Annotated in this window: 23 protein-coding genes and 1 pseudogene; 13 read left to right on the top strand and 11 right to left on the bottom strand. The window is 73.4% G+C overall.

The genetic code is table 11. The features are described 5' to 3' along the window. The first annotated feature begins 86 nt into the window (after nucleotides 1-86). The 3 genes from ACA511_RS03920 (at nucleotide 87) to ACA511_RS03910 (ending at nucleotide 3,007) form a co-directional block, all read left to right on the top strand. Nucleotides 87-1,385, top strand: coding sequence for a sensor domain-containing protein (locus ACA511_RS03920; RefSeq protein ID WP_375022638.1), 1,299 nt, complete (start codon nucleotides 87-89; stop codon nucleotides 1,383-1,385). Next, nucleotides 1,349-1,993: a LuxR C-terminal-related transcriptional regulator gene (locus ACA511_RS03915; RefSeq protein ID WP_375022637.1), complete on the top strand. Its 645-nt coding sequence runs from the start codon at nucleotides 1,349-1,351 to the stop codon at nucleotides 1,991-1,993. Before ACA511_RS03920 ends, ACA511_RS03915 begins: the two co-directional genes overlap by 37 nt. 99 nt (nucleotides 1,994-2,092) lie before the next feature. Then, nucleotides 2,093-3,007 (top strand): hypothetical protein, encoded by a 915-nt coding sequence (locus ACA511_RS03910; protein WP_375022636.1) that lies wholly within the window; start codon nucleotides 2,093-2,095, stop codon nucleotides 3,005-3,007. Here the strand turns inward: ACA511_RS03910 and ACA511_RS03905 are convergent. Then, nucleotides 2,982-3,761: an enoyl-CoA hydratase/isomerase family protein gene (locus tag ACA511_RS03905; protein ID WP_375022635.1), complete on the bottom strand. Its 780-nt coding sequence runs from the start codon at nucleotides 3,759-3,761 to the stop codon at nucleotides 2,982-2,984. The genes ACA511_RS03910 and ACA511_RS03905 overlap by 26 nt on opposite strands. Before the next feature lie 635 nt (nucleotides 3,762-4,396). On the opposite strand from ACA511_RS03905, the pseudogene rho reads away from it, so the two are divergent. Next, nucleotides 4,397-5,509, top strand: a pseudogene (rho, locus tag ACA511_RS03900) (transcription termination factor Rho); the annotation flags it as partial. Here the strand turns inward: rho and ACA511_RS03895 are convergent. Then, nucleotides 5,506-7,221, bottom strand: coding sequence for a serine/threonine-protein kinase (locus tag ACA511_RS03895; protein WP_375022634.1), 1,716 nt, complete (start codon nucleotides 7,219-7,221; stop codon nucleotides 5,506-5,508). The pseudogene rho and the gene ACA511_RS03895 sit on opposite strands and share 4 nt — an antisense overlap. Nucleotides 7,222-7,370: 149 nt before the next feature. Then, a complete protein-coding gene (locus ACA511_RS03890; protein WP_375022633.1) occupies nucleotides 7,371-8,981 on the bottom strand; it encodes an acyl-CoA synthetase in 1,611 nt (536 codons plus the stop codon). 222 nt (nucleotides 8,982-9,203) lie between these two features. Between ACA511_RS03890 and sigE the strand changes: the two genes are divergently transcribed. Genes sigE through ACA511_RS03875 form a run of 3 tightly spaced genes read left to right on the top strand, consistent with a single transcriptional unit; the run spans nucleotide 9,204 to nucleotide 10,986 of the window. Next, the gene (sigE, locus tag ACA511_RS03885) at nucleotides 9,204-9,731 is read left to right on the top strand and encodes an RNA polymerase sigma factor SigE (protein WP_375024675.1); all 528 of its coding nucleotides are present in this window, start codon (nucleotides 9,204-9,206) and stop codon (nucleotides 9,729-9,731) included. A 48-nt stretch (nucleotides 9,732-9,779) separates the two neighbouring features. Beyond that, a complete protein-coding gene (locus tag ACA511_RS03880; protein ID WP_375022632.1) occupies nucleotides 9,780-10,583 on the top strand; it encodes an alpha/beta fold hydrolase in 804 nt (267 codons plus the stop codon). 43 nt (nucleotides 10,584-10,626) lie between these two features. Next, a complete protein-coding gene (locus ACA511_RS03875) occupies nucleotides 10,627-10,986 on the top strand; it encodes an ATP-binding protein (RefSeq protein ID WP_375022631.1) in 360 nt (119 codons plus the stop codon). A 145-nt stretch (nucleotides 10,987-11,131) separates the two neighbouring features. Here ACA511_RS03875 and ACA511_RS03870 read toward each other — a convergent pair whose 3' ends face one another. From ACA511_RS03870 to ACA511_RS03855, 4 genes are all read right to left on the bottom strand, one after another. Next, a complete protein-coding gene (locus ACA511_RS03870; RefSeq protein WP_375022630.1) occupies nucleotides 11,132-11,602 on the bottom strand; it encodes a hypothetical protein in 471 nt (156 codons plus the stop codon). 103 nt (nucleotides 11,603-11,705) lie between these two features. Beyond that, nucleotides 11,706-12,551 carry an SAM-dependent methyltransferase gene (locus ACA511_RS03865; protein WP_375022629.1) on the bottom strand — a complete coding sequence of 282 codons (846 nt, stop codon included), beginning with the start codon at nucleotides 12,549-12,551 and terminating at the stop codon, nucleotides 11,706-11,708. 140 nt (nucleotides 12,552-12,691) lie between these two features. After that, nucleotides 12,692-13,408 (bottom strand): hypothetical protein, encoded by a 717-nt coding sequence (locus tag ACA511_RS03860; protein WP_375022628.1) that lies wholly within the window; start codon nucleotides 13,406-13,408, stop codon nucleotides 12,692-12,694. Between the two features lie 70 nt (nucleotides 13,409-13,478). Then, entirely contained in the window at nucleotides 13,479-14,273 is a 795-nt protein-coding gene (locus ACA511_RS03855) for a L,D-transpeptidase (protein ID WP_375022627.1), read from the bottom strand. Between the two features lie 235 nt (nucleotides 14,274-14,508). Between ACA511_RS03855 and ACA511_RS03850 the strand changes: the two genes are divergently transcribed. Then, on the top strand, nucleotides 14,509-15,057 hold the full coding sequence (locus tag ACA511_RS03850) for a YceI family protein (RefSeq protein ID WP_375022626.1): 549 nt from the start codon (nucleotides 14,509-14,511) through the stop codon (nucleotides 15,055-15,057). A gap of 25 nt (nucleotides 15,058-15,082) precedes the next feature. On the opposite strand, the gene ACA511_RS03845 is transcribed toward ACA511_RS03850, so the two are convergent. Next, a complete protein-coding gene (locus ACA511_RS03845; protein ID WP_375022625.1) occupies nucleotides 15,083-16,474 on the bottom strand; it encodes a sensor histidine kinase in 1,392 nt (463 codons plus the stop codon). Nucleotides 16,475-16,603: 129 nt separating this feature from the next. Here ACA511_RS03845 and ACA511_RS03840 point away from each other — a divergent pair, with 129 nt between their 5' ends. The 4 genes from ACA511_RS03840 (at nucleotide 16,604) to ACA511_RS03825 (ending at nucleotide 21,805) form a co-directional block, all read left to right on the top strand. After that, on the top strand, nucleotides 16,604-18,085 hold the full coding sequence (locus ACA511_RS03840; RefSeq protein ID WP_375022624.1) for a glutamate--cysteine ligase: 1,482 nt from the start codon (nucleotides 16,604-16,606) through the stop codon (nucleotides 18,083-18,085). Nucleotides 18,086-18,162: 77 nt separating this feature from the next. After that, a complete protein-coding gene (locus tag ACA511_RS03835; protein ID WP_375022623.1) occupies nucleotides 18,163-18,852 on the top strand; it encodes a response regulator transcription factor in 690 nt (229 codons plus the stop codon). Then, nucleotides 18,849-19,898, top strand: a complete 1,050-nt coding sequence (locus ACA511_RS03830) for an ATP-binding protein (RefSeq protein ID WP_375022622.1) — start codon at nucleotides 18,849-18,851, stop codon at nucleotides 19,896-19,898. The genes ACA511_RS03835 and ACA511_RS03830 overlap by 4 nt, the downstream gene beginning before the upstream one ends. Before the next feature lie 305 nt (nucleotides 19,899-20,203). Continuing rightward, nucleotides 20,204-21,805 carry a DUF4153 domain-containing protein gene (locus ACA511_RS03825; RefSeq protein WP_375022621.1) on the top strand — a complete coding sequence of 534 codons (1,602 nt, stop codon included), beginning with the start codon at nucleotides 20,204-20,206 and terminating at the stop codon, nucleotides 21,803-21,805. Here the strand turns inward: ACA511_RS03825 and ACA511_RS03820 are convergent. Both ACA511_RS03820 and ACA511_RS03815 read right to left on the bottom strand, forming a co-directional pair. Next, on the bottom strand, nucleotides 21,786-22,346 hold the full coding sequence (locus ACA511_RS03820) for an NUDIX domain-containing protein (RefSeq protein WP_375022620.1): 561 nt from the start codon (nucleotides 22,344-22,346) through the stop codon (nucleotides 21,786-21,788). The genes ACA511_RS03825 and ACA511_RS03820 overlap by 20 nt on opposite strands. Nucleotide 22,347: 1 nt before the next feature. Then, nucleotides 22,348-23,097 carry a GntR family transcriptional regulator gene (locus tag ACA511_RS03815; RefSeq protein WP_375022619.1) on the bottom strand — a complete coding sequence of 250 codons (750 nt, stop codon included), beginning with the start codon at nucleotides 23,095-23,097 and terminating at the stop codon, nucleotides 22,348-22,350. A 153-nt stretch (nucleotides 23,098-23,250) separates the two neighbouring features. On the opposite strand from ACA511_RS03815, the gene ACA511_RS03810 reads away from it, so the two are divergent. Beyond that, nucleotides 23,251-23,475 carry a hypothetical protein gene (locus ACA511_RS03810; protein ID WP_375022618.1) on the top strand — a complete coding sequence of 75 codons (225 nt, stop codon included), beginning with the start codon at nucleotides 23,251-23,253 and terminating at the stop codon, nucleotides 23,473-23,475. Nucleotides 23,476-23,538: 63 nt separating this feature from the next. Here the strand turns inward: ACA511_RS03810 and ACA511_RS03805 are convergent, their stop codons facing one another. Then, the gene (locus ACA511_RS03805; protein WP_375022617.1) at nucleotides 23,539-24,813 is read right to left on the bottom strand and encodes a helix-turn-helix domain-containing protein; all 1,275 of its coding nucleotides are present in this window, start codon (nucleotides 24,811-24,813) and stop codon (nucleotides 23,539-23,541) included. Nucleotides 24,814-24,971: the final 158 nt, after the last annotated feature.

Raw genomic sequence — 24,971 nt, 5'->3', positions numbered from 1 at the left:
GGGCACACTGTGCTGCGGGGCGCGCGCCAGAAGACTGGACTCCAGACGGCAAGCGACCCGCGGAGGATCCGGTGGACGGTGGATTGGTGAAACAGAGAAGGCTGCAGCGGCACGCGATCGCCGCCTGGCGCGGGCTCGCGTTCATGCTCCTGGGCATTCCCGCGACGCTCGTGGGCCTGTGGTTCATCACGGTCATCTCGATGATCACCAGCTTCGTCGGGGTGCTGCTGTTCCCGTCCGCGACGATGCTGCTGCGGACGCAGCTCGACGCGTACCGCGACCGGATCAACCGGTGGACGGACGTGCGGATCGAGCGGCCGTACCTGCCCGAACCCGAGCCGGAGCCGGGCGTGCACGGCTACTTCAAGCGGTTCATCGCGCTGATCTCCGACCCCGCCACCTGGCGCGACTACCTCTGGGTGGTGATCGACCCGGTCGTCGCGCTCTTCACGGCGGCGCTGCCCGGCCTGCTCGTCCTGTACGGGATCTGGGGGTACGTCCTCGCCGCGTTCGCCGGCGACATGATCGGCCACTACGGCGGCAGCGACTGGTACACCTACATCCACGTCACCGAGGGCTACGGCAGCGACACGGGCCGGGTCGTGTCCACCCTGGCGGTCGCGACGGCCTGCGTCGCGGTCGGGTACGCGATCGCGCCGCGGATGCTGAACGTGTACGGGCGCTGGGGCCGGACGATCCTCGGCCCGACGAAGAAGTCGCAGCTCGCGCTGCGCGTCCGGCACCTCACCGAGACGCGGTCGGAGGCCGTGGACGCGTCCGCCGCCGAACTGCGCCGCATCGAGCGCGACCTGCACGACGGGGCGCAGGCCCGGCTCGTCGCGATGGGCATGACGCTCGGCGCGATCGAGCACCTGCTCGACAAGGACCCGGCGAAGGCCCGGCTGCTGCTCAGCGAGACCCGCGCGACGTCGGCGAAGGCGCTGCACGAGCTGCGCGACCTCGTCCGCGGCATCCACCCGCCGGTGCTCGCCGACCGCGGCGTCGGCGACGCCGTCAAGGCGCTCGCGCTCGACCACCCGCTGAACGTCGAGGTCTCCGCCGACCTGCCCGGCCGCCCCGACGCGCCGGTCGAGTCCGCCGCGTACTTCGCGGTGTCGGAGATCCTCACCAACGCGGCGAAGCACTCCGGCGCGTCCCGCGTGTGGATCGACATGCGGTACGAGGACGGCATGCTCCGCATCGCCGTCACCGACGACGGGCGCGGCGGCGCGACCCTCGACGGCGGGACGGGGCTGCGCGGCATCGAGCGCAGGATCGGTACATTCGACGGCGTCCTCGCCCTCACCTCGCCCGTGGGCGGCCCGACGATGGTGACCCTGGAGCTGCCGTGCGCGTTGTCCTCGCCGAAGATCTCGCCCTCCTGAGGGAGGGCCTGGTCAGCCTCCTGGAGTCGCACGACTTCGAGATCGCGGCGGCCGTCGACAACGGCCCCTCGCTCCTCAAGGCACTGCTCGACCACCGCCCGGACGTGGCGGTGGTCGACGTGCGCCTGCCGCCGTCCTTCACCGACGAGGGCCTCCAGGCCGCGCTGGAGGCCCGCCGCCGGGTGCCGGGCCTGCCCGTCCTGGTGCTGTCGCAGTACGTCGAGCAGCTCTACGCCCGCGAGCTGCTCGCGGACGGCACCGGAGCCATCGGCTACCTGCTGAAGGACCGGGTGTTCGACGCGGCCCAGTTCGTCGACGCGATCCGCCGGGTCGCGGCGGGCGGCACCGCGATGGACCCCGAGGTCATCTCCCGGCTCGTCGCCAGCAGCACCCGCGACACCCCGCTGAGCCGGCTCACCCCGCGCGAGACCGAGGTCCTGGAGCTGATGGCGCAGGGGCGGTCCAACGCGGCGATCGCGGAGCGGCTCGTCGTCACCGAGCGGGCCGTCACCAAGCACACCGCCAACATCTTCGCGAAGCTCGACCTGGCCGTGACCGGCGACGACAACCGCCGCGTCCTCGCCGTCCTCGCCTACCTGAACAAGTAGGCGGCCGGGCCCGGTGATCGCCGGGTTCGCGCCGGCGGGGAGCCGGGGGCCGTACCGGGTGGCATAGTTTGCTCCGCGAGACGGCCCCGGGAGGGCGCGATGACGGTGATTCTGGTCCTGCTGTGCCTGGCGATCGCCGGCCGGGAACTGTACCTGGCGTTCGAGCGCCGGCACTCCCCGGGCGCACCGGAGATCGCCGACATCCGCACCCAGCTCCGCGCGCTCAAGGGCACCCGGGACGAGCTGGAGGGCTTCCGCGCGTCCCAGCGGGAGCGGCTCGACCGGCTCGCCGCCGAGCAGGAGCGCGACCGGGCGGCGCTCGGCGCGGCCGACGCCCGGATCCGGTCCCTGATCACGCAGATCAACGACCGGCTGCTGCCGGACGTCGGCGGCCGGCTGAACCGGCAGCGCGAGACGGCGAACGAGCAGCGCGAGTCCCTCGACCGGCTGGCCGCCGAGGTCGCGGTGCTCCGCGCGCACCTCGTCGGGCGGCTGGACCAGGCCGTCGCCGCGTCCCTCGGCGGCGAGCCCGCCGAGCTGGTCGCCGGGGCGCTCACCGCGGAACCGGGCGACGCGCGGGCCGCGCTGACCGGCCCGTACGAGCGGCTCGCCGAGCAGCACGGGCTGCGGGTCGAGCTGACCGACCGGGACCGGTACTACCTGTCCGGGCGCAGCCCGCGCGGCCTGGAGCGCGACTTCACCGACCTCGTCGCCGCGCTGCGCGAGGGCTGCCGGGAGACGACCGAGCAGGCCCGCGGCCTGCTGGGCGCGCTGCGCGGCCTCGACCGGGGCGGCGCGCAGCTCGGGCCGCTCCTCATCGTCGCGACGCCGGAGTCGCTCGTGTGCGGTGTGCTGCCGCTCGCGGAGCTGCGCCGGTCCGCCGGGAGCCCGCTGGACGATCCGGCGGAGGCGGCCCGCCGCCTGCACCGGCTCCCGCGGGGCCGGTTCTGCGACCTGTCGGGATGGCCCGCCCGCGGCGCGGGCGACCTCAACGAGCGGGGGACGTCCAGGTGAAGGCGGGCGCGCGGCGTTCCAGGAACGCGGCGACGCCCTCCTCGGCCTCGCCGCTCGCGGCGACCTCCGCCAGCCACCGGGCGGACTTCTCCGCGACCGGTCCGGCGGCGCTGACGGCGTCCACGATGTCCTTGGTCGCCTGCTGGGTCAGCAGCGAGCGGGACGCGAGCGTCCCGGTGAACGCGGCGACCCGGTCGCGCAGGCCGCCCGCCGGGACGACCTCGTCCAGCAGCCCGATCCGCAGCGCGTGCTCCGCGCCGACCAGGTCCGCCGAGAACAGCAGGTACTTCGCGGCGGACGGCCCGACGAGGCGGACGAGCCGGGCCGTCGCGGCGGCCGGGTAGACGATGCCGAGCTTCGCCGGGGTGATCCCGAACCGGGCGTCCTCGGCGGCGAAGCGCAGGTCGCAGGCCGCCGCGAGCTGGCAGCCGCCGCCCACGCAGTACCCCTCGATCGCGGCGAGCGCCGGCTTCGGGAACGCGGCGAGCGCCCGCTCGGCGACCGTCGACAGGTGCGAGTCGTCGTCGCGGTGGATGTCGTCCAGCTCGGCGATGTCGGCGCCCGCGCAGAAGTCGCCGCCCGCGCCGGTCAGCACCGCGACCCGGACGGACGGGTCCTTCGCGAGGGCGTCCAGGATGCCGGGAAGCGCCCGCCACATGTCCGCCGACATCGCGTTCCGCTTGGCCGGCCGGTCGATGGTGATCGTCCCGACGCCCGCGGCGACCTCGACGCCGAGCCCGACGGCCGTGTTCATCCCCGGGTCCCCCCTCTGCTCCGACGCCGCTCATCGTACGGAGCGCGTTTCCCGGGGGCGTCCCCGGGGCATCTGCACCGATCGGAACCCCTGCGCCCCTCGCGGAGTCATAACCACCGACGGCCTGCGGCGCGCGTCGGGGGACACGCGCCGGCGAACGGCGCCGCGTCACGTCGCCACAGGGGGATCGACCCGCATGAGAGCAATCCGCGGCAATCGGGGAATGCGAAACCCGCGCCGAGTGCTGTACTGTCGAGACAACGTCTTCGGAGTTCCACGATTCGCATCGAGGACGTTTCTTCCCCGCCCGGGCCATCTGAGCGCCCGGTGATCTTCCCGGTCCGGTACGCGCAGTCCGGCGTTCTGGATCGCCGCACAAGGGAGCAGACGTCAGCCCGGTGAACCGAGCTGCATTTCTCGTATTCCTCTCGCGTACGCGCCGCGGGTTCCGCCGCCGTACCCGGGATTCGACTCCAGGCCGCACGGACCGAACCGCGCGAGCCTGAGAAGGGACCCGCATGTCCACTTCCACCCTCACCACCGAACGCCCCGCCACCACCGGCCGCAAGTCGCAGGCGCACTCCGTGCCCCCGCAGAGCGCCCGGAAGAGCGGCCAGCAGGGGCGCCGCCCCGCCGACGACGGGCCGGCCGTCCCGTTCCACGGCGTCATCGCCGTCCAGGACAAGCACGCCTTCGTCCGCACCTCCGGCTACCTCGCCGGGCCGGACGACGTGCACGTCTCCCTCGCCCAGGTCAACGCGCACCACCTGCGTTCCGGCGACGTCGTCGCGGGCACCGCGAAGACGTCGAAGTCGAGCCGGGAGAAGTTCTCCTCGCTCGCCCGCGTCGAGACCGTGAACGGCCTCCCGCCCGCGGAGGCGGCGAACCGCCCCGAGTTCGGCAAGCTCACCCCCCTGTTCCCGGACGAGCGGCTGCGCCTCGACACCGGCCCCCTCTCCACCCGCGTCATCGACCTGGTCGCGCCGATCGGCAAGGGCCAGCGCGGGCTCATCGTGTCGCCGCCGAAGGTCGGCAAGACGATGGTCCTCCAGGCCCTCGCGAACGCGATCGCGGAGAACAACCCCGAGGTCCACCTCATGGTCGTGCTCATCGACGAGCGGCCGGAGGAGGTCACCGACCTGCAGCGCACCGTGCGCGGCGAGGTGATCCACTCGACGTTCGACCGTCCCGCGCAGGACCACACCGCGCTCGCCGAGCTGGCCGTCGAGCGGGCGAAGCGGCTCGTCGAGCAGGGCCACGACGTGGTCATGCTGCTCGACTCGATCACCCGGCTCGGCCGCGCCTACAACCTGGCCGCGCCGTCCAGCAGCCGCATCCTCGCCGGCGGCGTCGCGACGACCGCGATCTACCCGCCGAAGAAGTTCTTCGGCGCCGCCCGCAACATCGAGAACGGCGGCTCGCTGACGATCCTCGCCACCGCGCTGGTGGAGACCGGGTCCCGCATGGACGACGTCTTCTTCGAGGAGTACAAGGGCACCGGCAACATGGAGCTGAAGCTCGACCGGGGCCTCGCCGACCGCCGCGTCTTCCCCGCCGTCGACATCGAGGCGTCCGGCACCCGCCGCGACGAGCTGCTCATGTCGCCCGAGGAGCTCGCCCTCTCCTGGCGCCTGCGCCGCGCCCTCCAGGGGCTGGAGAGGCAGCAGGCCGTCGAGCAGCTCCTGGAGAAGATGAAGGGCACCTCCTCCAACGCCGAGTTCCTGCTCCGCCTCCAGCAGACGGCCTAGTCCTTCTCGGGCTTGAACGATCTGAGCACCTCGTCGTACAGGAGCTGGCCCGGTGTCCAGTCGGGATCGGGCGCGTAGAAGCAGAACTCGTATCCGGCCGCCCGGCTGCACAGCACGTGCCGGACGCCGTCCCCGCCGCCGGCTCGGCCGTCCTCCCGCCAGGTGAACTCCCATTCGGCGGCGCCCGCGATCACTTCGGGGACGGGTTCCAGCCGCAGCCGGTGGTACCCCGGATAGCGGTGCTCCGCGACGGCCCGGTGCTCCTCGGCGCGCAGCCCGGACAGCGGATCGCCGCCCGCCGCCGGGGCGATGCGCAGCCCCCGGCTCGACACGGCGTCCTTCCAGACCATGACGTAGCCGCGCCGCTCGGCCTGCCATCCCGCGGGCACGCGCACCGAGTAGGCGCCCGCCTCCCGGTACCGCGCCGTCCTGGCCGTGACGCCCGCCGCCGGACGCAGCGCGACCGCGTCGCTCTTCCCGATCGCCGTCCAGCGGGCCGCCCAGGTGCCCGCGCCCGCCGCGAGCGCGGCCAGCACCGCGACGCTGACGACGGCGCCCGGCCGCACGTGCCCGCCCCGGAACGTCCGCCTGGTCCGGGCCGCCAGGGCGTGGGGCGTCCAGCCGCCGCGGCCCCGCCACCGGCCGCGGGCCCGCCGGGAACCGCACGGCGGCGCCCCGGCGGAGCCGTGGCGCAGCGTCCACGGGACGCGCGGCCCCCGCACGGCCCGGCGCCGCGACGCGTCCCGCGTCACCCACGCGCCGCGCAGCGCCCACGGGACGCGGCGGCGCGCGACGGCCCGGTGCCTGGACGGGACGGGCAGGGAGCGGGCGGGGACGCCGGCCTCCTTCGGGAGCGTCGCGCGCGTGATGCCCGGTTCCGGGAGGGCGGCGACGACGTCCCGCAGCAGGTCGGCGGTGGCCTCGGCCGTCAGGCGGTCCTCCGGCCGCTGGCGCAGCAGCCCCTCGATGACCGGTGTCAGCGGGCCCGCCCGCACCGGGCGCGCGTAGTCGCCGAGAAGCACCGCCATCATGGACGCGAGCGCGTGCGAGCGCAGGAACGGCGAGAAGCCCTCGACCGCCGTGTAGAGCGTCGCGCCGAGCGCCCACAGGTCGGACGCCTCCACGCTGGGCTGCGCGTCGACGCGCTCGGGCGGGAGGTAGGCGGGAGACCCCTCGATCCCGGCGGGCATCGTGTCTGCCAGCTCCTGGCCGTTGTGCGCCTGGACGGCGAGCCCGAAGTCGGTGAGGAGGACGCGCCCGTCGTCGCAGACGAGGACGTTGCTGGGCTTGACGTCGCGGTGCAGGATGCCCGCCGCGTGCGCCGCGCTCAGCACCGACAGGACCGCCGCGCCGATCTCCGCCGTCCGCCGCACGCCGAGCGGGCCGTCCTCGGTGACCAGCCGGTTCAGCGAGCACGACTCCAGGAACTCCATGACGATCCACGGGCGCCCGTCCTCGATGATCAGGTCGTGGACGGCGACCACGCCGGGATGCCGCAGCGCGGCGGTGGCGCGCGCCTCCGCCAGCAGCCGCCGGCACATCACCCTGCGCTCGCTCTGGGTGATGCGCGGCGGCAGGTGGACCTCCTTGACCGCGACGTCCCGGTCGAGCATCTCGTCGTAAGCCCGCCAGACGGTGCCCATGCCGCCCCTGCCGACCACAGAGAGCAGGCGATACCGTCGCGCGAGCGGTATCAACCGATCCCCATTCATGAATCGGATAATCGCCGGAACGCGCCCAAGACACGCCCCTTCGGCATCAATTGATTTTTGACCGCGGCCCGGCGGGAAATGCGCGCTCGACCGTGGTATGACCACACGCCGCGCCTTTACCCGGGAACGCCGCCGGGCCGGGCGCGCCGTTATCCGAGAACGCTGCGCGCCCACTTGTAGTCGGACTTGCCGACCGCGGTGCGCTGCACCTCGTCGACCACCGTGATCTGCCGCGGGAGTTTGTATCCGGCGAGCCGGCCGCGGCAGTACTCGGTGAGCTGCTCCAGCGTGACGGTCGCGCCCGGACGGGGCGCCACGACGGCGGCGACCCGCTGCCCGAACCGCTCGTCCGGCAGGCCGACGACGACCGCGTCGTACACGTCGGGGTGGTCCTTCAGCGCGACCTCGACCTCCTCCGGGTAGACCTTCTCCCCACCCGTGTTGATCATGAGGGAGCCGCGGCCGAGGAGGGTGATCGTCCCGTCCTCCTCCAGGGCGGCGAAGTCGCCGGGGACCGACCAGCGGGTCCCGTCGGCGTCGGTGAAGAACGTCGACGCCGTCTTCCGCGGGTCGTTGTAGTAGCCGAGCGGGATGTGGCCGCTGCGCGCGAGCTTGCCGATCTCGCCGGGCCCGACCGCCTTCAGGTCGTCGTCCAGGACGGTGATGCCCGGCTTCATCATGAACCGGGCCGTGCCCTCCTTGGCGCCGACGGACGGGCCGCACGCGCCGGTCTCCGAGGCGCCGTAGTTGTCGAGGAACATGACGTTCGGCAGGTGCTCCTGGAGCGCCTGCTTGGCGCCCTCGGTGAGCGGCGCGCCGCCCGACGCGATCGCGATCAGCGACGACGTGTCGTGCCCGCCGCCCGCCAGCGCCTGCGCGACCGGCCGCGCCATGACGTCCCCGACCAGCATCAGCACGTTCGCCTTCTCGTCGGCGAGCAGCCGCAGCGCCTCGTCCGCGTCGAACGCGTGGTCGGTGTAGAGGACGACCTTGGCGCCGCTGAACAGGCCCATGAACGCGACCCACTGGCCCGCGCCGTGCATGACGGGCGCGCAGTCGAGGACGGCCATTCCGGGCTGGTCGGCGTTGGCGGCCAGCTCCTCCGGGCTGCCGATCGGGTCGCCGAGGACGTTCCCGCCGCCGAGCGCGCCGAAGAAGATGTCCTCGCAGCGCCACTCGACGCCCTTCGGGTAGCCGGTCGTGCCGCCCGTGTACATGATGTAGCGGTCGTCGCTGGAGCGGGCCGGGAAGTCGTCGGACGGGTCGGCCGCGGCCAGCGCCTTCTCGTACTCGACCGCTCCGGGGATCTCGTCCGCCGGGTCCTGCCCGTGGGAGGGCGTCCCGCCGGAGGACGAGCCGTCCTCCAGGACGACGACGTGCCGCAGCTTCGGCAGCTCGCCGCGGATCTCCTCCGCCTTCGCCAGGAGCGAACGCTCCCCGATGATCGCGACCGAGTCGGAGTCGGCGAGCACGTGCCGCAGCTCGGCGGCGACGTAGCGGAAGTTCACCGGGATCGGCACGGCGCGGATCTTGAACACGCCGAGCATCGCCTCGATCCACTCGGCCCGGTTGTAGGCGAGGATCGCGACGTGCTCGCCGGGCCGGATCCCGGCCGCCGCCAGATGGTGGCCGACCCGGCTCGCACGCTCGTTGAGCTGCCGGTACGTCCGCCGCTCGGCCCCGGCCACGAGGGCGGGGCGGTCCGGCCCCGCCGCGGCCAGGATCTCGATCAGGTCGGCCAGGTTGTAGCTTCGCGCCATGCCACGTCCTCGCAGGTGTCGGGGTGGGGACTGCTCCCGATCCTCCATGCGGACCGGCGCCGAACTCAATCCTTGTCGACACTCGGTCCAATGAGATGAGTCACATCCCACATCGCCTCATCCGGCCACGCACGAGGTCCTTACACGGCTCTTATCTGGGTACCGGCATGCTTGGCCGTAACGATTCAGTATCAGACGGGGGTAGTGGTGAGCGCAGGCGCGATGGCGTGGACCCCGCCGACGTGGGAGGAGATCGTCAGCGAGCACTCGACCCGGGTGTTCCGGCTGGCGTACCGCTTGACCGGCAACCGGCACGACGCCGAGGACCTGACCCAGGACGTCTTCATCCGGGTATTCCGGTCGCTGTCGTCCTACAGCCCCGGCACGTTCGAGGGCTGGCTGCACCGGATCACGACCAACCTGTTCCTCGACCGCGCCCGCCGCAAGCAGCGCATCCGGTTCGACTCGCTCGGCGACGACGCGGCCGAGCGCCTGCGGGGCCGCGAACCGACGCCCGCGCAGGCCTACGACGACCGGCACCTCGACGCCGACATCCAGAAGGCGCTGGACGCCCTCGCCCCCGAGTACCGCGCCGCCGTCGTCCTGTGCGACATCGAGGGCCTGTCGTACGAGGAGATCGCCGCGTCCCTGGGCGTCAAGCTCGGCACCGTCCGCTCCCGCATCCACCGGGGCCGCGCGCAGCTGAGGGCCGCCCTGGAGCACCGCCGCCCGGCCGAGTGCGCGCAGTGACGAGCGTCACTAGTGACCGATGAGTAACTTCCGGCCTACCCTTCGGCCGTGGACATCGTCTTCGAACGCCGCGGCGAAGGGCCGCCCCTCGTCCTGCTGCACGGGATCGGCCACCGGCGGCAGGGCTGGACCCCCGTCATGGACGTGCTCGCCGCGGAACGCGACGTCATCGCCGTCGACCTGCCCGGTTTCGGCGACTCCCCGCCGCTCCCGGACGGCACCCCGTACTCGCTCGACACCGTCGTCGCGCTGCTCGCCGAGTCCTTCGCCGAACTCGGCCTGGACCGGCCGCACATCGCGGGCAACTCGCTCGGCGGCCTGTTCGCCCTCGAAGCCGCCGACCGCGGCCTCGCCAGCTCGGCGACCGGGCTGTCCCCCGCCGGGTTCTTCAACGCCGCGGAACTGCGCTACGCCGCGTCCGTGCTGCGCGCGTCCCGGCTCGGCGCCCGGGTGCCCGACACCGTCCTGACCCGCCTGGCGCGCTCCCCGCGCCGCCGCACCGCGATGTTCGGCATGATCTACGGCCGTCCCGACCTGATGGACCTGGAGGTCCTCGCGGGCGACGCCCGCGCCATGCGCGACGCGCCCGGGTTCGAGCCGACCCTCCGCGCCGGCCGCACCGCCCGCTTCCGCGGCTCCTGCACCGACGTCCCGGTCACGATCGCGTGGGGCACCAAGGACCGCCTGCTGCTCCGCAGCCAGGCCATCCGCGCCCAGCGCCAACTGCCGGACGCCCGCTTCGTGTGGCTGGAGGGCTGCGGCCACGTCCCGATGGCGGACGACCCGGCTCTCGTCGCCCAGGTCCTCCTTGAGGGCAGCGCCCACCCGCTGAGGTCGCAGACCGCCGCCTGACGGCCACCGGCCGATCCGCTCGCGCATTCGGCTGGCGGCCGAGGTGGAGAGCGTCCCGGTCGGGCGGCGCTGGCTGCGGGACGTCCTGGAACGGGCGTTCGGCGAGGGGCGACCCAAGGTGGACGACGCTCTCCAGGCGCTTTCGGAGATCCTCACGAACGCGGTCCTCTACGGGACGGGACCGCACGTCCGGGTGACCTGCATATTGGACGGCGGCTGGGCGGAGGTCGCCGTCCACAACGACGGGCGGCCGGGCGGGTCGCGACCGCGGAAGCAGGACGCCGCGCCGGATGCCGAAGGCGGTCGCGGGCTGGACCTGGTGTCCCTGTTCAGCGACCAGTGGGGCATCACGATGCTGCCGAAGGACGACGTCAAGGTCTGGTTTCGGGTGAGGTTCACATGAACGGCCACCCGCGGCACCGACGCGGGTCCGACCGGTATTCCCTCGGAATGGTGCACGGCGCGCTCGTCGGGACCGGCATGGGGCTGATCCTGGTCGGCCTGGTATTGGCGGCCTTCCTGGTATGAGCAGTCGTCCGGCCCGGTGGTCAGGCGGCGAGGATTGTTCCGAGGACGACGAGGGCGAGGCTGAGGAGGCCGATCGCGGCGCGCAGCAGGCCGGCGTCGCGCGCTCCGTGCCGTACGCGGGCCGCCAGGGGCGCGTCATCGGGCCGGGCCAGGGCGTCGCGGCGGAGGCGGGTCATCCGGCGCGCCTGGACGACGCCGAACGCCAGGGCGGCGACCAGTGCGGCGGCCAGCAGGGCGGTCGCGGTGAGCGTGCCGTCCCAGGGGCGGCCGGCGACCAGGGCCGCGCCGCTGCCCAGGGCCAGCACCAGCGCGGAGGTCCCCACGATCAGGTACCGCCGGCCCAGGGCGCGGAAGAACGCGACGCGGTCGGCGGGGCCGAGCGTCTGGACGGTGACCCGGGCGACCAGGCCGATCGCCACGTACCCGCCGACCCACACGGCCGCGGCGAGCACGAGGACGCACGCGAGCACGACCTCGACCCCATGGGACATGTCCGCCTCCCGACGATCTATTCTTCCCTTTTTTACAAGAGTAGCTGTGTAAATACAAGCCGGGAAGCGGGGCGGCGGGCACAGAAGGGGCGAGCGGGGCCCTCTACGGTTTGCGGGCGACGGCGCAGAAGGCGTCTACCTCGGGCTCGCTGAGGTCGGGGGTCGGGCGCCAGCGGGAGCATGAGACGACGCCCGGCTCCTCTATGACGAGGCCGTCGAAGTAGGCGGCGATCTCGTCAGGGGTGCGGAGGGTCACGGTGGGCCTGCCGCCGGACTCGTTCCATCCCCGCGCGCTGTTCTCCGACCGCTCGCCGTGGACGACGCTGGTCGGGTGGTTGACGACCAGGCGGCTGCCGGACGGCATGTCCGACATGAGGCGGCGCACGATCGCGTGGGACGCGTCCGGGCCCTCGACGTGGTGCAGGATGCCGACGAGCATGACGGCGACCGGACGGGTGAGGTCGAGCAGCCGTCCGGCGTCCGCGAGGATCTTGTCCGGGTCGCGCAGGTCGGCGTCGATGTAGTGGCATTCCCCTTCGGGGCTGCTGGTCAGCAGGGCGCGGGCGTGGGCCAGCACGAGCGGGTCGTGGTCGACGTACACGATCCGGCACTCGGGGGCGACGCGCTGCGCGACCTGGTGCGTGTTCTCTGCCGTGGGCAGCCCGGTGCCGATGTCGAGGAACTGGCGGACGCCCTGGTCGCCCGCCAGGTACCGGACGGCGCGCCCGAGGAACGCCCGGTCGGCGCGGGCCTGCTCCACCATGTCGGGTTTCAGGCTGATGGAGTGCTCGGCGGCCCGCCGGTCGGCCTCGAAATGGTCCTTGCCGCCCAGCAGGTAGTTCCAGACCCGCGCGGAGTGCGGGATGTGCGGCTTGAGCGCGTCCTCGTCCGGACGGCCCGCCGCGGAAGCCGTGCCCTGCCCGTCCATCAGGCGGCCCCTCTCGCTCACCGGCATTGAACGGGATTCTAGGGCGGGGGGCGGGAGGCCGCAGGTCTTGGACGCGGTGGCCACATGCGGACGCCGACGTGGCAGGGGAAGGGCGCCGGGTCCCCACCCCGGTGACCGGCGCCCTTCCCGGAGTCAGGACGTCAGCCCGTGACGGGGAGGTCGCCGGTCACCGGGGTGGGGGCCGGGGCCGGGTTCGACGGCGCCGAGGGGGCGGGCGCCGGGGGCTCCGCCGGCGATCCGCCCGGCTTGCCGGGGTTGCCGGGGCCGCCGGGCGTGCCCGCCTTGCCGCAGGTGACGGATGCGATGCTGAGCGTCTGGGTCTTGCCGGCCAGCTTCGCGACCACCTCGATGGCGGTGACCGTGAGGCGGCCGTCCTTGTCCTTGACGTGCTTGTTCAGCGTGATCGTCGCGGTGCCGAGGCCCGGCAGGTCGGCGTTGATCGCGGTGCCGGGCGACGCGCCCAGCCTCAGCGTCCGGCCGTTGAGCGTGGCCCTGGTCAGGTGGGAGACGCCGTTGCCGTTCTCGCACTTGGCCGTGACGGCGTGCGCGGCGAGCCCGAGGCGGGGCGCCCTCAGGTCGGCGACGGACGCGCGGCCGTGCCCGGACCAGGCGGCGGCGTTCAGCAGCCTCGCCTCGACGAGCGGGTTCGCGGGCAGTTCGGCGACGCTCTCGCGGGTCGGCCGCTGCCCGGACGACAGCACCGCCGGTGTCGCCGGGATGGCCACCGGGCCCGTCGCGGAGATCGCGGTGGCCGAGCCGGTGCCGCCGCCGGCGGCGGACGCGGCGGGGGCCGGGCCGAAGGGCAGGGCGAGCACGCCGGCGACGGCCGCGACCTTGGTGAGTGTCTGCAAACGCACGGTTTCTCCTTGCGGTTTCATGATCGTGGTCGGGGGTGAGCGGGACCGGCCGGGCGGCCGGAGGTCTCGGTCAGCCGTCGATCAGGACGGGGGTGCCGAGCGGCACCGCGGCGAGCCGCTTCAGCGCGTCCGCCGGGACGCGGACGCAGCCGTGCGTGACGGCCTTGCCGAAGACGTCCGTGGACGGCCAGCCGTGGAACGCGACCGTGCCGGGCCCTCCGCCGAAGGTGTCGAGAGTGGCGGAGTGCGCGCCGACCGGCAGGATCAGTGGGCTGTACGTCGGTTTCGCGGGGGCGAGCGAGGCGAGCAGGAACGTCCGCCCGGTGGGGGTGGGCGTCTTCGGCGCGCCGACGGCCACGCTCCAGGCGCCGACCTTGCGGCCCGCGTCGTAGAGCGCCATCGTGCGGTCGCCGAGGTCGACCTTGACGACATGGGCGCTGCGCGCGGCCTTGAGGCCGGTGTCGGGGATCCAGCCGGTCACGCCGTTGGGACGGCTCGGCAGCAGCACGCGCCGCCAGCCGGGCCGGGCCTCGATGACGGGCACCCAGGTGGGGCCCTTCAGCTGCGTGCTCGGCAGTTCGGCGACGGCGGGCGCGCCGGGCTTGGCGGAGACCGGGGTCGCGGCCTCGGGGTGGACCACCGTCCCGTTGCCCGCCGCGGGGGCCGAGGCGTCCCGCGGCAGGTCGTCGAGGGTCGTGTAGGTGGTCGCCTGCGGCAGCTCGCTCGCGTCCCCGGCCGGGGACGCGTGCGCGGGGGCGGGCTCGCCCGCTCCGCCGCATCCGGTCACGAGCAGGGCCGCCGCCAGCAGGACGGGCGCCGCGGCCCCGGCCGCCGGCAGGGCGGCGCGCGGTGGTGCATCGCTCACGAAGACTCCAAGTGATCCCGCCGGAGAGACTCCGGCTCGCCTCTGTGCCCGCTGATTACGCATGAGGCGGTGCGGGGGTTGCACGCCGTAGGGACCGAGTCGCGGACCGTCGATCCCCCCTGCTCGCGGACCACCGCGCGGCGCCTGGAACAATCCGGGATTGACAACTGTTTGAACCCTCAACTAACCTTCGACAAGTCGTTGAAGTTTCAACATCTACCTCGCAGGAGCCACCATGAGCATCGCCGCCGTCGCCCCCGAGCTGACCGCCGGGACCTGGAACATCGACCCCGGGCACTCCGAGGTCACCTTCGTGATCCGGCACCTGATGACCAAGGTGCGCGGCACGTTCACCGACTTCACCGGGGCCGTGCGGATCGCCGACGAGCTGGCGGAGTCGACCGCCGTCGCCGAGATCAAGATGGCCTCGATCGACACCCGCAACGCCGACCGGGACGCCCACGTGCGCACCTCCGACGTCCTGGACGTCGAGAAGCACCCGACCATGACCTTCGCGACCACCGGCGTGCGCGCCGAGGGCGGCGAGTACTTCCTGGACGGCGACCTGACGATCAAGGACGTGACCCGTCCGGTCACCCTGTCCGTCGAGTTCAACGGCGTCGCCGAGGACCCCTGGGGCGGGACGCGCGCCGGGTTCTCCGCCGAGGTCTCGATCAACCGCAAGGACTGGGGCATCGAGTTCAACGTCCCGCTGAAGGGCGAGAAGGCCCTGCTCAGCGACAAGGTCGACATCCAGCTGGAGATCCAGGCCGTCCGCGCCTGAGCCTCCCCGGGGAGTTAGTTCCCCGTCACGAAGGGCCGTCCGGTCTCGGACGGCCCTTCGCGCGTCCGGGGGGCGGGACGAGCGGCAGCCGCAGCGCGAAGCGGGCGCCGGCCGGATGGTCCTCGATCCGGAGCGTCCCGCCGTGCGCCCGCGCGATCTCGCGGGCGATCGCGAGGCCGAGGCCGGTGCCGCCGGCGCCGCGGCTGCGCGCCGTGTCGAGGCGGGTGAAGCGCTCGAAGACGCGCTCCCGGTCGGCGGGCGCGACGCCCGCGCCGTCGTCGGTGACGGCGAGCAGCGCCTGCCCGTCCTCCCGCGCCACCTCGATCTCGATGGACGAGCCGGCGTAGCGCTCGGCGTTGTCCAGCAGGTTGCCGAGCAGCCGGACGAGCTGCATGCGCACCCCCCGCACCGTCACCCCCGCGGGCAGCTCCGTGACGACCCGCAGCGTGAACGCGCGGCGGCGGACCTCCGCGCCGGCCAGCGCGGCCAGGTCGATCGGCTCCTGCATCGATGTCCCGCCCGTGCCGATGCGGGCCAGCAGCAGCAGGTCGGTGACGATCGACTCCAGCCGGTCGGTGTCGCGCAGCGCCGACCGGACGACCTCCCGCAGGTCCGTGTCGTCGGGATGCATCGCGGCGTCCTCGAGGTTGGCGCGCAGCCCGGCGATCGGCGTGCGCAGCTCGTGGGACGCGTCGGAGGCGAACTGCCGCTGCCGTCCGACCGCGCCCTCCAGCCGGTCGAGCGTCGCGTTCGCGGTGCGGGCGAGCTGCGCGATCTCGTCCTCGCCGGACGGCTGCGGGACGCGGCGGCTCAGGTCCGTCGCGCTGATCTCGGCGAGTTGCGCGCGGATCGCCTCGACCGGGCCGAGGGTGCGGCCGACGACCCGCCAGGTGATCCACGCGACGCCCCCGGCCAGCAGCAGGACGCCGGCGGCGAGCATCGCCTCCAGCAGCCCGTTCGTGAGGTAGGGCGGCAGCGGCGCCGACGCGTACACGACGACGGAGTCGCGCGCGGTGCTGACCCTGATCGCCTCGATGACGTAGCACTCGCGGCCGGGCCACACGCCGCGGCACTCGGTGTAGTCGCGGACGCGCAGGTTGCTCGACGGCCAGAGTCTGCTCACCGGCCGCCGGCCCGCCGCGCCCGGTGTCGCGTTCGTCACGCGCCCGCCGGGCTCGACGACCTGGATGAGGACGCGGCCCCTGCCGTCGTCCGGGATCGGGCCCTCCAGCGAGCCGTCGCGGACGCCGCCGCTCACCCGGCGGGCGTCCACCTGGGTCTGCCGGAGGAGATCAGCCTTGATCTGGCCGCGCACGGCGAAGTCGACGCCGGTGGCCGTGACCGCGAAGACCAGCCCGGCGATCACCGCGGCGGCGAGCGTGTCCCTGGCCCGGATGGACCGGGGGCGCATGTGCATGCTCCCTCCCGGGCACACGTTATCCGTCGATCACCAACCAAGAGTCAGAAAACGGATGCCGGGTTTTCACCCTCGCTCACCGGGACATCCCGTTTTATGACGGTTCCTCCGAAGCACAGGGACGGACACATGGGCAGGGACGTGGCTTCGGTCACCATCAGCGGCGAGGACCGGCGGCGGTACCGCGACAAAGTGCGCAGGTGCCTCGACGTGCTGGCCCGCATGCTGGGCGAATCCCAGTTCGACTTCGAACGCCCCCACATCGGGCTGGAGATCGAGCTCAACCTGATCGACACGATCGGCGATCCGCTGATGCGCAACGCGGACGTCCTCAAGGCGATCGCCGACCCGGCCTGGGCGACGGAGCTCGGCCAGTTCAACCTGGAGATCAACATCCCGCCCCGCGAACTCGGCGGGGAGGGCACCGGCGAACTGGAGGCCGAGGTCCGCGACCACCTCCAGCACGCCGACGGACGCGCCCACGAGGTCGGCGGCGGGCTCGTCATGATCGGCATCCTGCCGACACTGCGCCGCGCCGACATCGGCGAGGAGACCCTCTCCGCCAACGCCCGCTACAAGATGCTCAACGACCAGATCTTCGCCGCGCGCGGCGAGGAGATGCGCATCGACATCGACGGGCACGAACCACTGCACATGCACGCCGACACGATCATCCCCGAGGCCGCCTGCACCAGCGTCCAGTTCCACCTCCAGGTCAGCCCCGACCAGTTCGGCGCCTACTGGAACGCCGCCCAGGCCATCGCCGGGGCGCAGGTCGCGATGGGCGCCAACTCCCCCTACCTGTTCGGGCACCGGCTCTGGCACGAAACCCGGATCACGCTGTTCGAGCAGGCCACCGACACCCGCCCCGACGAGCTGAAGACGCAGGGCGTCCGGCCCCGCGTCTGGTTCGGCGAACGCTGGATCACGTCCGTCTTCGACCTGTTCGAGGAGAACACCCGCTACTTCCCGTCCCTGCTGCCGCTCTGCGACGACGAGGAGCCCCGCGACGTCCTGGACGACGGCGGCATCCCCGAACTCGGCGAACTCACTCTCCACAACGGGACCATCTACCGCTGGAACCGCCCCATCTACGCCGTCGTCAAAGGCCGCCCCCACCTCCGCGTCGAGAACCGCGTCCTGCCCGCCGGGCCGACCGTCGCCGACGTCGTCGCCAACGGCGCCTTCTACTACGGCGTCGTCCGGATGCTCGCCGAGGCCGACCGCCCCATCTGGACCCGCATGTCCTTCGCCACCGCCGAAGAGAACCTCCACCGCGCCGCCCGCGAGGGCCTCGACTCCACCCTCTACTGGCCCGGCATGGGCGAAGTCCCCGCCGCCGAGCTCATCCTCCGCAAACTGCTCCCCCTCGCCCACGAGGGCCTCAACCGGTGGGGCGTCGACCCGGTCCGCCGCGACCGCCTCCTCGGCATCATCGAACGCCGCTGCGTCACCGGCCAGACCGGCGCCGCCTGGCAGATCGCCACCGTCGACGCCATAGAGGAGTCCTACGGCGTCCCCCGCCACGACGCCCTCCGCATGATGACCCGCTCCTACGCCGAACGCACCCGCGAGAACGTCCCCGTCCACACCTGGCCCGTCGGGTTGTAGTCCCCGGGTGGGGATCTTCACGAGTCCTGCACATTTCGTGCTCGGGGTGTGCATACCGGGCTCTTAGAGTCTGGGGCGTGACTGGGAACGGGACTCGGGTTCTGGTGGTCGAGGACGAGCCGACGATCGCGCGCGCCGTGGCGGATCGGCTGGCCGCCGAAGGGTTCGGGGTCGAGGTGGCCGGGGACGGGCCCTCGGCCGTCGAGCGCGCGCGTGCCTACGAGCCGCACCTCATCGTGCTGGACGTGATGCTGCCCGGCTTCGACGGCCTGGAGGTGTGCCGCCGCGTCCAGGCGGAGCGCCCCGTGCCGGTGCTGATGCTGACGGCGCGGGACGACGAGACCGACCTGCTCGTGGGGCTCGGGGTCGGCGCCGACGACTACGTGACCAAGCCGTTCAGCATGCGGGAGCTGGTCGCGCGGATCCGGGCGGTGCTGCGGCGGGTCGAGCGGCCCGCCATGGGCGCCGCGGCGGACGAGGCCGTGCGGGTCGGGGAGCTGGAGGTCGACCAGCGGGCCCGGCGGGTGCGCCGGGACGGCCGCGAGGTCCACCTGACGCCCACCGAGTTCGACCTGCTCGCGTGCCTGCTGCGCAACCGGGGGACGGTGCTGACCCGCGCCGTCCTGCTGGAGCAGGTGTGGGACTGGGCGGACGCGTCCGGCACCCGCGTCGTGGACAGCCACGTGAAGGCGCTGCGGAGGAAACTCGGGCAGGGGCTGATACGCACGGTCCACGGCGTCGGCTACAGCCTGGAGGCCGCGTCGTGACCGCCGTCGTCCACAGGCTGTGGGCGCGGCTGCCCCGGCCGCTGGACCCGCTCCGGTCGATCAAGGTGAAGTTCGGCGTGGTGGTCGTCGTGACCGCGTGCGTCGCCGTCCTGATCGTCCTGTGGGGATATCCGATGGGGTTCCGGGCGCGGCAGACGATGCCGGTCGGCGTGCTGATCTCGCTGGTCGTGATACAGCTCCTCGCGCACGGGATGACCGCGCCGCTGCGGGAGATGACGGCGGCGGCGCGGGCGATGGCGCGCGGCGACTACAGCCGCCGGGTGCGGGCCACGTCGCGGGACGAGGTCGGCGAACTCGCGCAGGCGTTCAACCGGATGGCCGCCGACCTCGCCGAGGTGGAGCGGCAGCGCCGCGAGTTCGTCGCGAACGTGTCGCACGAGCTGCGCACGCCGATCAGCGCCCTGCGGGCCGTCCTGGAGAACGTCGCGGACGGCGTCACGCCCGCGACGCCGGACGTCCTGGAGACGGCGCTCGACCAGACCGAGCGGCTCGGGCGGCTCGTCACCCAGCTCCTCGACCTGTCCCGCGTCGAGGCCGGAGCCGCGGTCCTCGACCTCGCGGACATCGACGTCGCGGAGTTCGTGGACGGCGTCACCGCCGAGGCGCGCGCCGGTCGCCCGGAGGCCGTGTTCGAGGTCGACGTCGCGCCCGGCCTGCACGCCGTCGCCGACCGCGACCGGCTGCACCAGATCGTCGCGAACCTGCTCGACAACGCCGCCCGGCACGGCCCGGACGGGCGTCCCGTCACCGTCACCGCGCGTCCCGCGAACCCGCCGGGCGGACTGGTCATCGAAGTGGCCGACGAGGGACCCGGCATTCCCGCCGAGGAGCGCGCCCGCGTCTTCGAGCGCTTCTCCCGCGGCTCGGTGCCCGGACCCGGGACGCCCGGCGGCGGCACCGGGCTCGGCCTCGCGATCGCGAGCTGGGCCACCGACCTGCACGGCGGCGACATCACCGTCCTGGACACCCCGAGCGGCTGCCGCATCCGCGTCATGATCCCCCCGAACATCGGAGAACCCGCATGACGACCGACCCGCCCGAGGGCCCGGCCCAGCCGTCCGAACCGGCCGGTGTTCCGCCGACGACCCCCGAGAACCGGACCGAACCTCCCGAAGTCCCCTCAGAACCCGGCAAGGAGAACGCGGGTGTGTCGGGGGGCCGCGCCGCGCAGACGCCGCCGCTCGGCGGAGTCGTGCCGCCCGGCGGTCCCCCTGGCGTCGCCGCGCAGGTGCCGCCTCCGGGCGGGGGGTTCGCGGCGCCCAGCGGGGCTCCGCCAGCCGGTGGGGCTCCGGCGGTCGGCCGGCCTCCGGCGGTCGCTGGGGTGCGGCCGGTGGGGTATCCGCCGCAGGGGGCGGTGCCGTACGGCGCGCAGCCGGGGTATGCCGCGCTGCCGCCGTACGTCCACGAGCCGACCAAGATCGAGAAGGCGTTCCGGGCGTGGCGGCGGCCCGCGCGGCCGATGGCGCCGTCGCTCGTGGCGGGGGCCGTGATCGCCGGGGTGATCGGCGCGGTCGCGGTCGGGCCGCAGCTCAGGGAGGGGCTGCTCGGGGTCGGCGTCGTCATCGCCGCCGCCGCCGTCGCGTACGTGGCGGCCGCGTCGGCGTGGTCGGCCGGACGGCTCGTGCGGCCCCCCGGCAAGGCGCGGAAGGCGCGGACGGCGCGGGTCAACCGGACGGCGATCGTGTTCGGGCTGCTCACCGTGGGCCTGACCGCGACCGCGGCGGTGCGGGAGGCGGAGTGGGTCGTCGTCCCCGCGCTGCTCCTCGCCGTCGCCATCGGCTCGTACGCGGCGTCCGGCGGACGGTCGTGGCCGGAGGTCATGTTCGGCGGGCTCGCCGTCCTGCCCGCGGCCGGCGCCATGCTGCCGTGGGCGGGACGCGGCGCGTTCGGGGCGGTGACGTCCGGGAAGGGCAACACGTGGCCGGTCATCCGGACGGGACTGATCGCGGGCGGGCTGCTCGCGGTGTTCGGCGCGCTGTTCGTCGGGGCGGACGCCGCGTTCGGCAGCCTCGCCGCCGGGCTCGTCCCCGAGGTGTCGGCGGTCTCGGTCGTCGTGTACGGGTTCACGGGCGCCGCGACGCTGCTGCTGGCGTCCGCCGGCGCGTACCTCGGGCAGGCGCCGCCGCCGCTGCGCATGCTGAGCCCCGAGCCCGCCAAGCCCGCCGGACGCTGGTCGTGGGCGGTGCCGATCGCGGCGCTCGACCTGCTGTTCCTCGTGTTCTGCGCGATCCAGGCCGGAGTGTTCCTCGCGGACGACAAGAACGAGCTGCTGCGCTCGACCGGGCTGACGTACGCCGAGTACGCGCGGCAGGGGTTCTTCCAGCTCGTCGTCGTGACCGTGCTGGTCCTGGTGGTCGTCGCCGTCGCCAAGCGGTACGCGCCGGCCGGCCACCGCGGGACCGTCCGCGCCCTGCTGGGCCTGCTGTGCGCGCTGACGCTCGTGGTCGTCGCCGTCGCGCTGCGGCGCCTCTACCTGTACGAGGAGACCTTCGGCTGGACGAGGCTGCGCCTGTGGGTGCACGCGTTCGAACTGTGGCTCGGCTTCGTCGTGGTGCTCGTGGCCGCCGCCGGGGTCGTGAAGGGACGCGTCCCGTGGCTGCCGCGCACGGTCGCCGCGAGCGGCGCGGTCGCGTTGATCGTCCTCGCGGTGTTCAACCCGGACCGGTCCATCGCCGAGCACAACGTCGCCCGCTACGCGGCGACCGGCAAGATCGACGTCCCGTACCTGCGGGAGCTGTCCGCGGACGCGGTGCCCGCGCTGGACGGGCTGCCGGAGCCGAGCCGGTCGTGCGCGCTGCGCGAGATCGCGTTCGAGCTCGCCGAGAACGAACCGGCGATGAGCGCCAACCTGTCGCGGGCCAGGGCCCGGGACATCCTCGATCGGCGTCCCGTCGACGAGTCGGCCGACTGCTTCAGCCCGTATCGTCCATGACGAGGAGGGCGTAGGCGGCGAGGGTCGAGTCGTCGGTGATGCGGCCCTCCCGGATGAGCGCCTTGAACCCGTCCCGGGTGAACCACTCGTGCCGCATGTCCTGCTCCTCGGGCTCCCGGTCGGGCTCCCCGGCCGTCAGGTCGGACGCGACGAAGACGTCGAAGCCCTGGCCGCTCGTCCCGTGCGAGCAGTTCAGGTGGCCGAGGTGCTTCAGCGTCCCGGCGCGCAGGCCCGTCTCCTGGGCGAGTTCGAGGCGGGCCAGCCGCTCCGGGTCGGCGTTCCGGCGGCCGGGGAGCGACCCCTGCGGGAAGCTCCACGTGCGCTTCCCGATCGGGTACCGGTACTCCTCGACGAGGTGGAACCCGCCGTCCTCCACCGGGATGACCAGCACGAAGTCGGGTTTTTCGACGACGCCGTAGATGCCGCGCGAGCCGTCCAGCCGCTCGACCTCGTCCTCCCGGACGACCATCCACGGGTTCTCGTAGACGATCCGCGTGCCGACCTGGCGGACGGCCGGCTCCCCGCTCATGTCACGGCTCATGTCACGCTCCCGACCCGTAGCGGTAGACGAGTTCGTGCCGGTCGCCGACGACCACCCGGTGGGTGACCTCGACGACGCGGTCCTCCTGGTCGTAGGCGCGGCGCCACAGGGTGAGGACGGGCTGCTCCGGCCCGATCCGCAGCGTCTCCTGCTCGTCCGCGCGCGGGAGGCGGCAGGTCACCGACTCCTCGAACGTGATCCGGTGGCCGGCCTCCTCCAGCCGGGAGTAGATGCCCCCGGGGCCGGTGTCGACCTCCCGCAGGACCGGGATCTTCTCCACGATCTCCGGGATCACCCAGGTCGTCGCCGTCTGGACGGGCGGCTCCCCCTCCACGCCCTGGACGCGCGCCCGCTCCAGCACCCGCGTCCCGGCGGGGACGCCGAGGCGGGGCGCGAGCCGCTCGCCGGCCTCGACCTCGGACACGGTCGTCCGGGTGAACGGGCGGCGCCCGTCCTGCCGCGCCGACACGTGGAAGCCGCGCCACGCGCCGACCTGCCGGGTGATGTCGGCCGCCGCGCGCCGCACCTTCGGCGCCGCCCGGACCTGCGCGCCCGCGCCGTGCCTGAGCCTGACGAGGCCGGCCTCCGCCAGCATCCGCAGCGCCCGCCGGACGGTCGACCGGTCGGCGCCGAACTCGCTCGCCAGCCGCCGCTCGGACGGCAGCCAGGCCCCCGGATCCAGCTCACCCTCGACGATGCGGGCGGCGAGGGCGTTGGTGATCGCCTGTGCCTTCGTGGGGGGTCGCGGCATACCAGATCCTGCTTCGGGTCAGTGCATTGACCTCACACCGTACAGATCCCACCCGTCCGGGCACCCTTTTGGGGTTCCGCTGAACGCGTTGTGGGCGATGCTTGGTAGTCCTATGGTAGACCTACCATAGGCCGACCTAGGGAGCCCCGCGCAATGTCGGTGATCATGTGCATGCCCGGGTGGCACAGCGAGCGCTCGGACAAGGGCCTGCGGGCCACCCGGATCACCCAGCTGTCGGACTACCAACTCGTCAACGGCTGCCTGAAGCAGATCGTCGCCTTGGACGAGGGCGAGCTGTGGCTGCTCTGCGACGCGCAGACCCGGCTCGCCGAACGCGTCGCCACCGCCGAGCGGCTCCGCCGGTCCCAGCGGAACTGACCGGCCGCGCGCCGCCCGCCCCCCGGCCGGCCGGTGCGCCGTCCGGCCGGGCGGGCGCCCCGCTCAGGTGCGCCGGAAGCTGACGACCTCGCCGGAGTCGCCGACCGCCTCGCGGGCCGGCGGGATGATCCGCTCGCCCGCGTTGTCGGCCAGCAGCGCGCGGGCGCGCAGCACGATCTCCAGGTCGAAGCGCAGGTCCGGGTCGAGCAGCTGGTCGCCGAACAGCTCCTCCAGCTGCCGCAGGCGGTACCGGACGGTCTGCGGGTGGACGTGCAGCCGCATCGCGACCTCGTTGGCGTTGCGGCCCGACTGGAGCCAGGCCAGCAGCGTCTCGGCGAGCCGGTCCTGCTGGCTCGGCCGCAGGTGGGCGAGCGGGGCGAGGCGCAGGTCGGCAAGCGAGGTGATGAGCCCCTCGTCCTGGAACAGGATCAGCGTGGACATGTGCTCCACGCTGCGGATCACGCCGCTCTCCGCCTCGATCACCCCGCGCTGGACGAGGTGCAGCGTCTTGCGCGCCCACTGGATCGACCGCGCCGCCTCCATCAGCGGGACGGTCGGGCCGACGACGGCGAGCGTCCCGGCGAGGGCGCGGTCGACGAGCTTGGCGCGGCCGGGGCCGTCCGGGTCGGGGATGATCAGGCTGGGGGTCCGCCGGGTGAGGTCGGCGAGGACGTCCGGCGGGAACGCGGGCTGCCGGGTGTCCTGGTGGCGGCCGAGCGCGACCGCGGCGACCGTCCTGGGGACGGGCCAGTGCGCGGCGGCGGCGAGGTCGGCGATGGCCTCCTGCGCGGCGGGCGGGTCGGCGAACAGCAGGTCCAGCAGGCGCTTGCGGCGGCGCTGCATCTCGCCCGCGACGGCGGCCTTGGCCTGGGAGAACCCCTCGGCGGCGGCGTGCGCCAGCTCGTCCTGGAACTCCATCAGGACCTCGCCGACGGCGCCGAGGGTGCGCGGCGACACCTGGAGCAGCTCGGCGCCCTCGGTCATCCGCCGCCACGCCACCATGCCGCCGACCCGCATCGCGGTCTGCATGGCGTCGAGGCTGCGCCCCTCGCCGGCCTCGCCGCGGCCGATGGCGCGGAAGAAGTCGGTCACCGGGGCGGGGTCGTGCGCGGGGTCGGCCACCCGGTCCACGAAGTAGTGGAGCACGCGCTCGACGGCGAGCCGCAGTGTCCCCGAGTAGGAGCCGTCCCCTGGACGGTCGTACTCCCTGACACGCGTCTGGATCTCCTGGATCATGTCGTCCGCCACCTCGTCGAGGTGGGGCCGCATGTGATCCGCCAGTTCCCTGGGCAGATCCACCCAGGGGCGCCCGCTGGTGGTCGAACCGTCGTTCGCCACGGAACCCTCCCTTGCTCGTCCCCCAGCGTTGCGCGCCGTACACAAGGGGTAATTACTTACTTATGGGACCTGTGTGAGGCAAATCATGACCCGTTCCGTGCTCGGGCGCAAAGTCTAGGTCGGCTTTCGTCCAGCTTCGGCCGACCGAATGACAAAAC

This window comes from Actinomadura sp. GTD37 (assembly GCF_041951365.1).
GTDB lineage: Bacteria > Actinomycetota > Actinomycetes > Streptosporangiales > Streptosporangiaceae > Spirillospora.
This window is presented reverse-complemented; position numbering and strand designations above follow the sequence as displayed.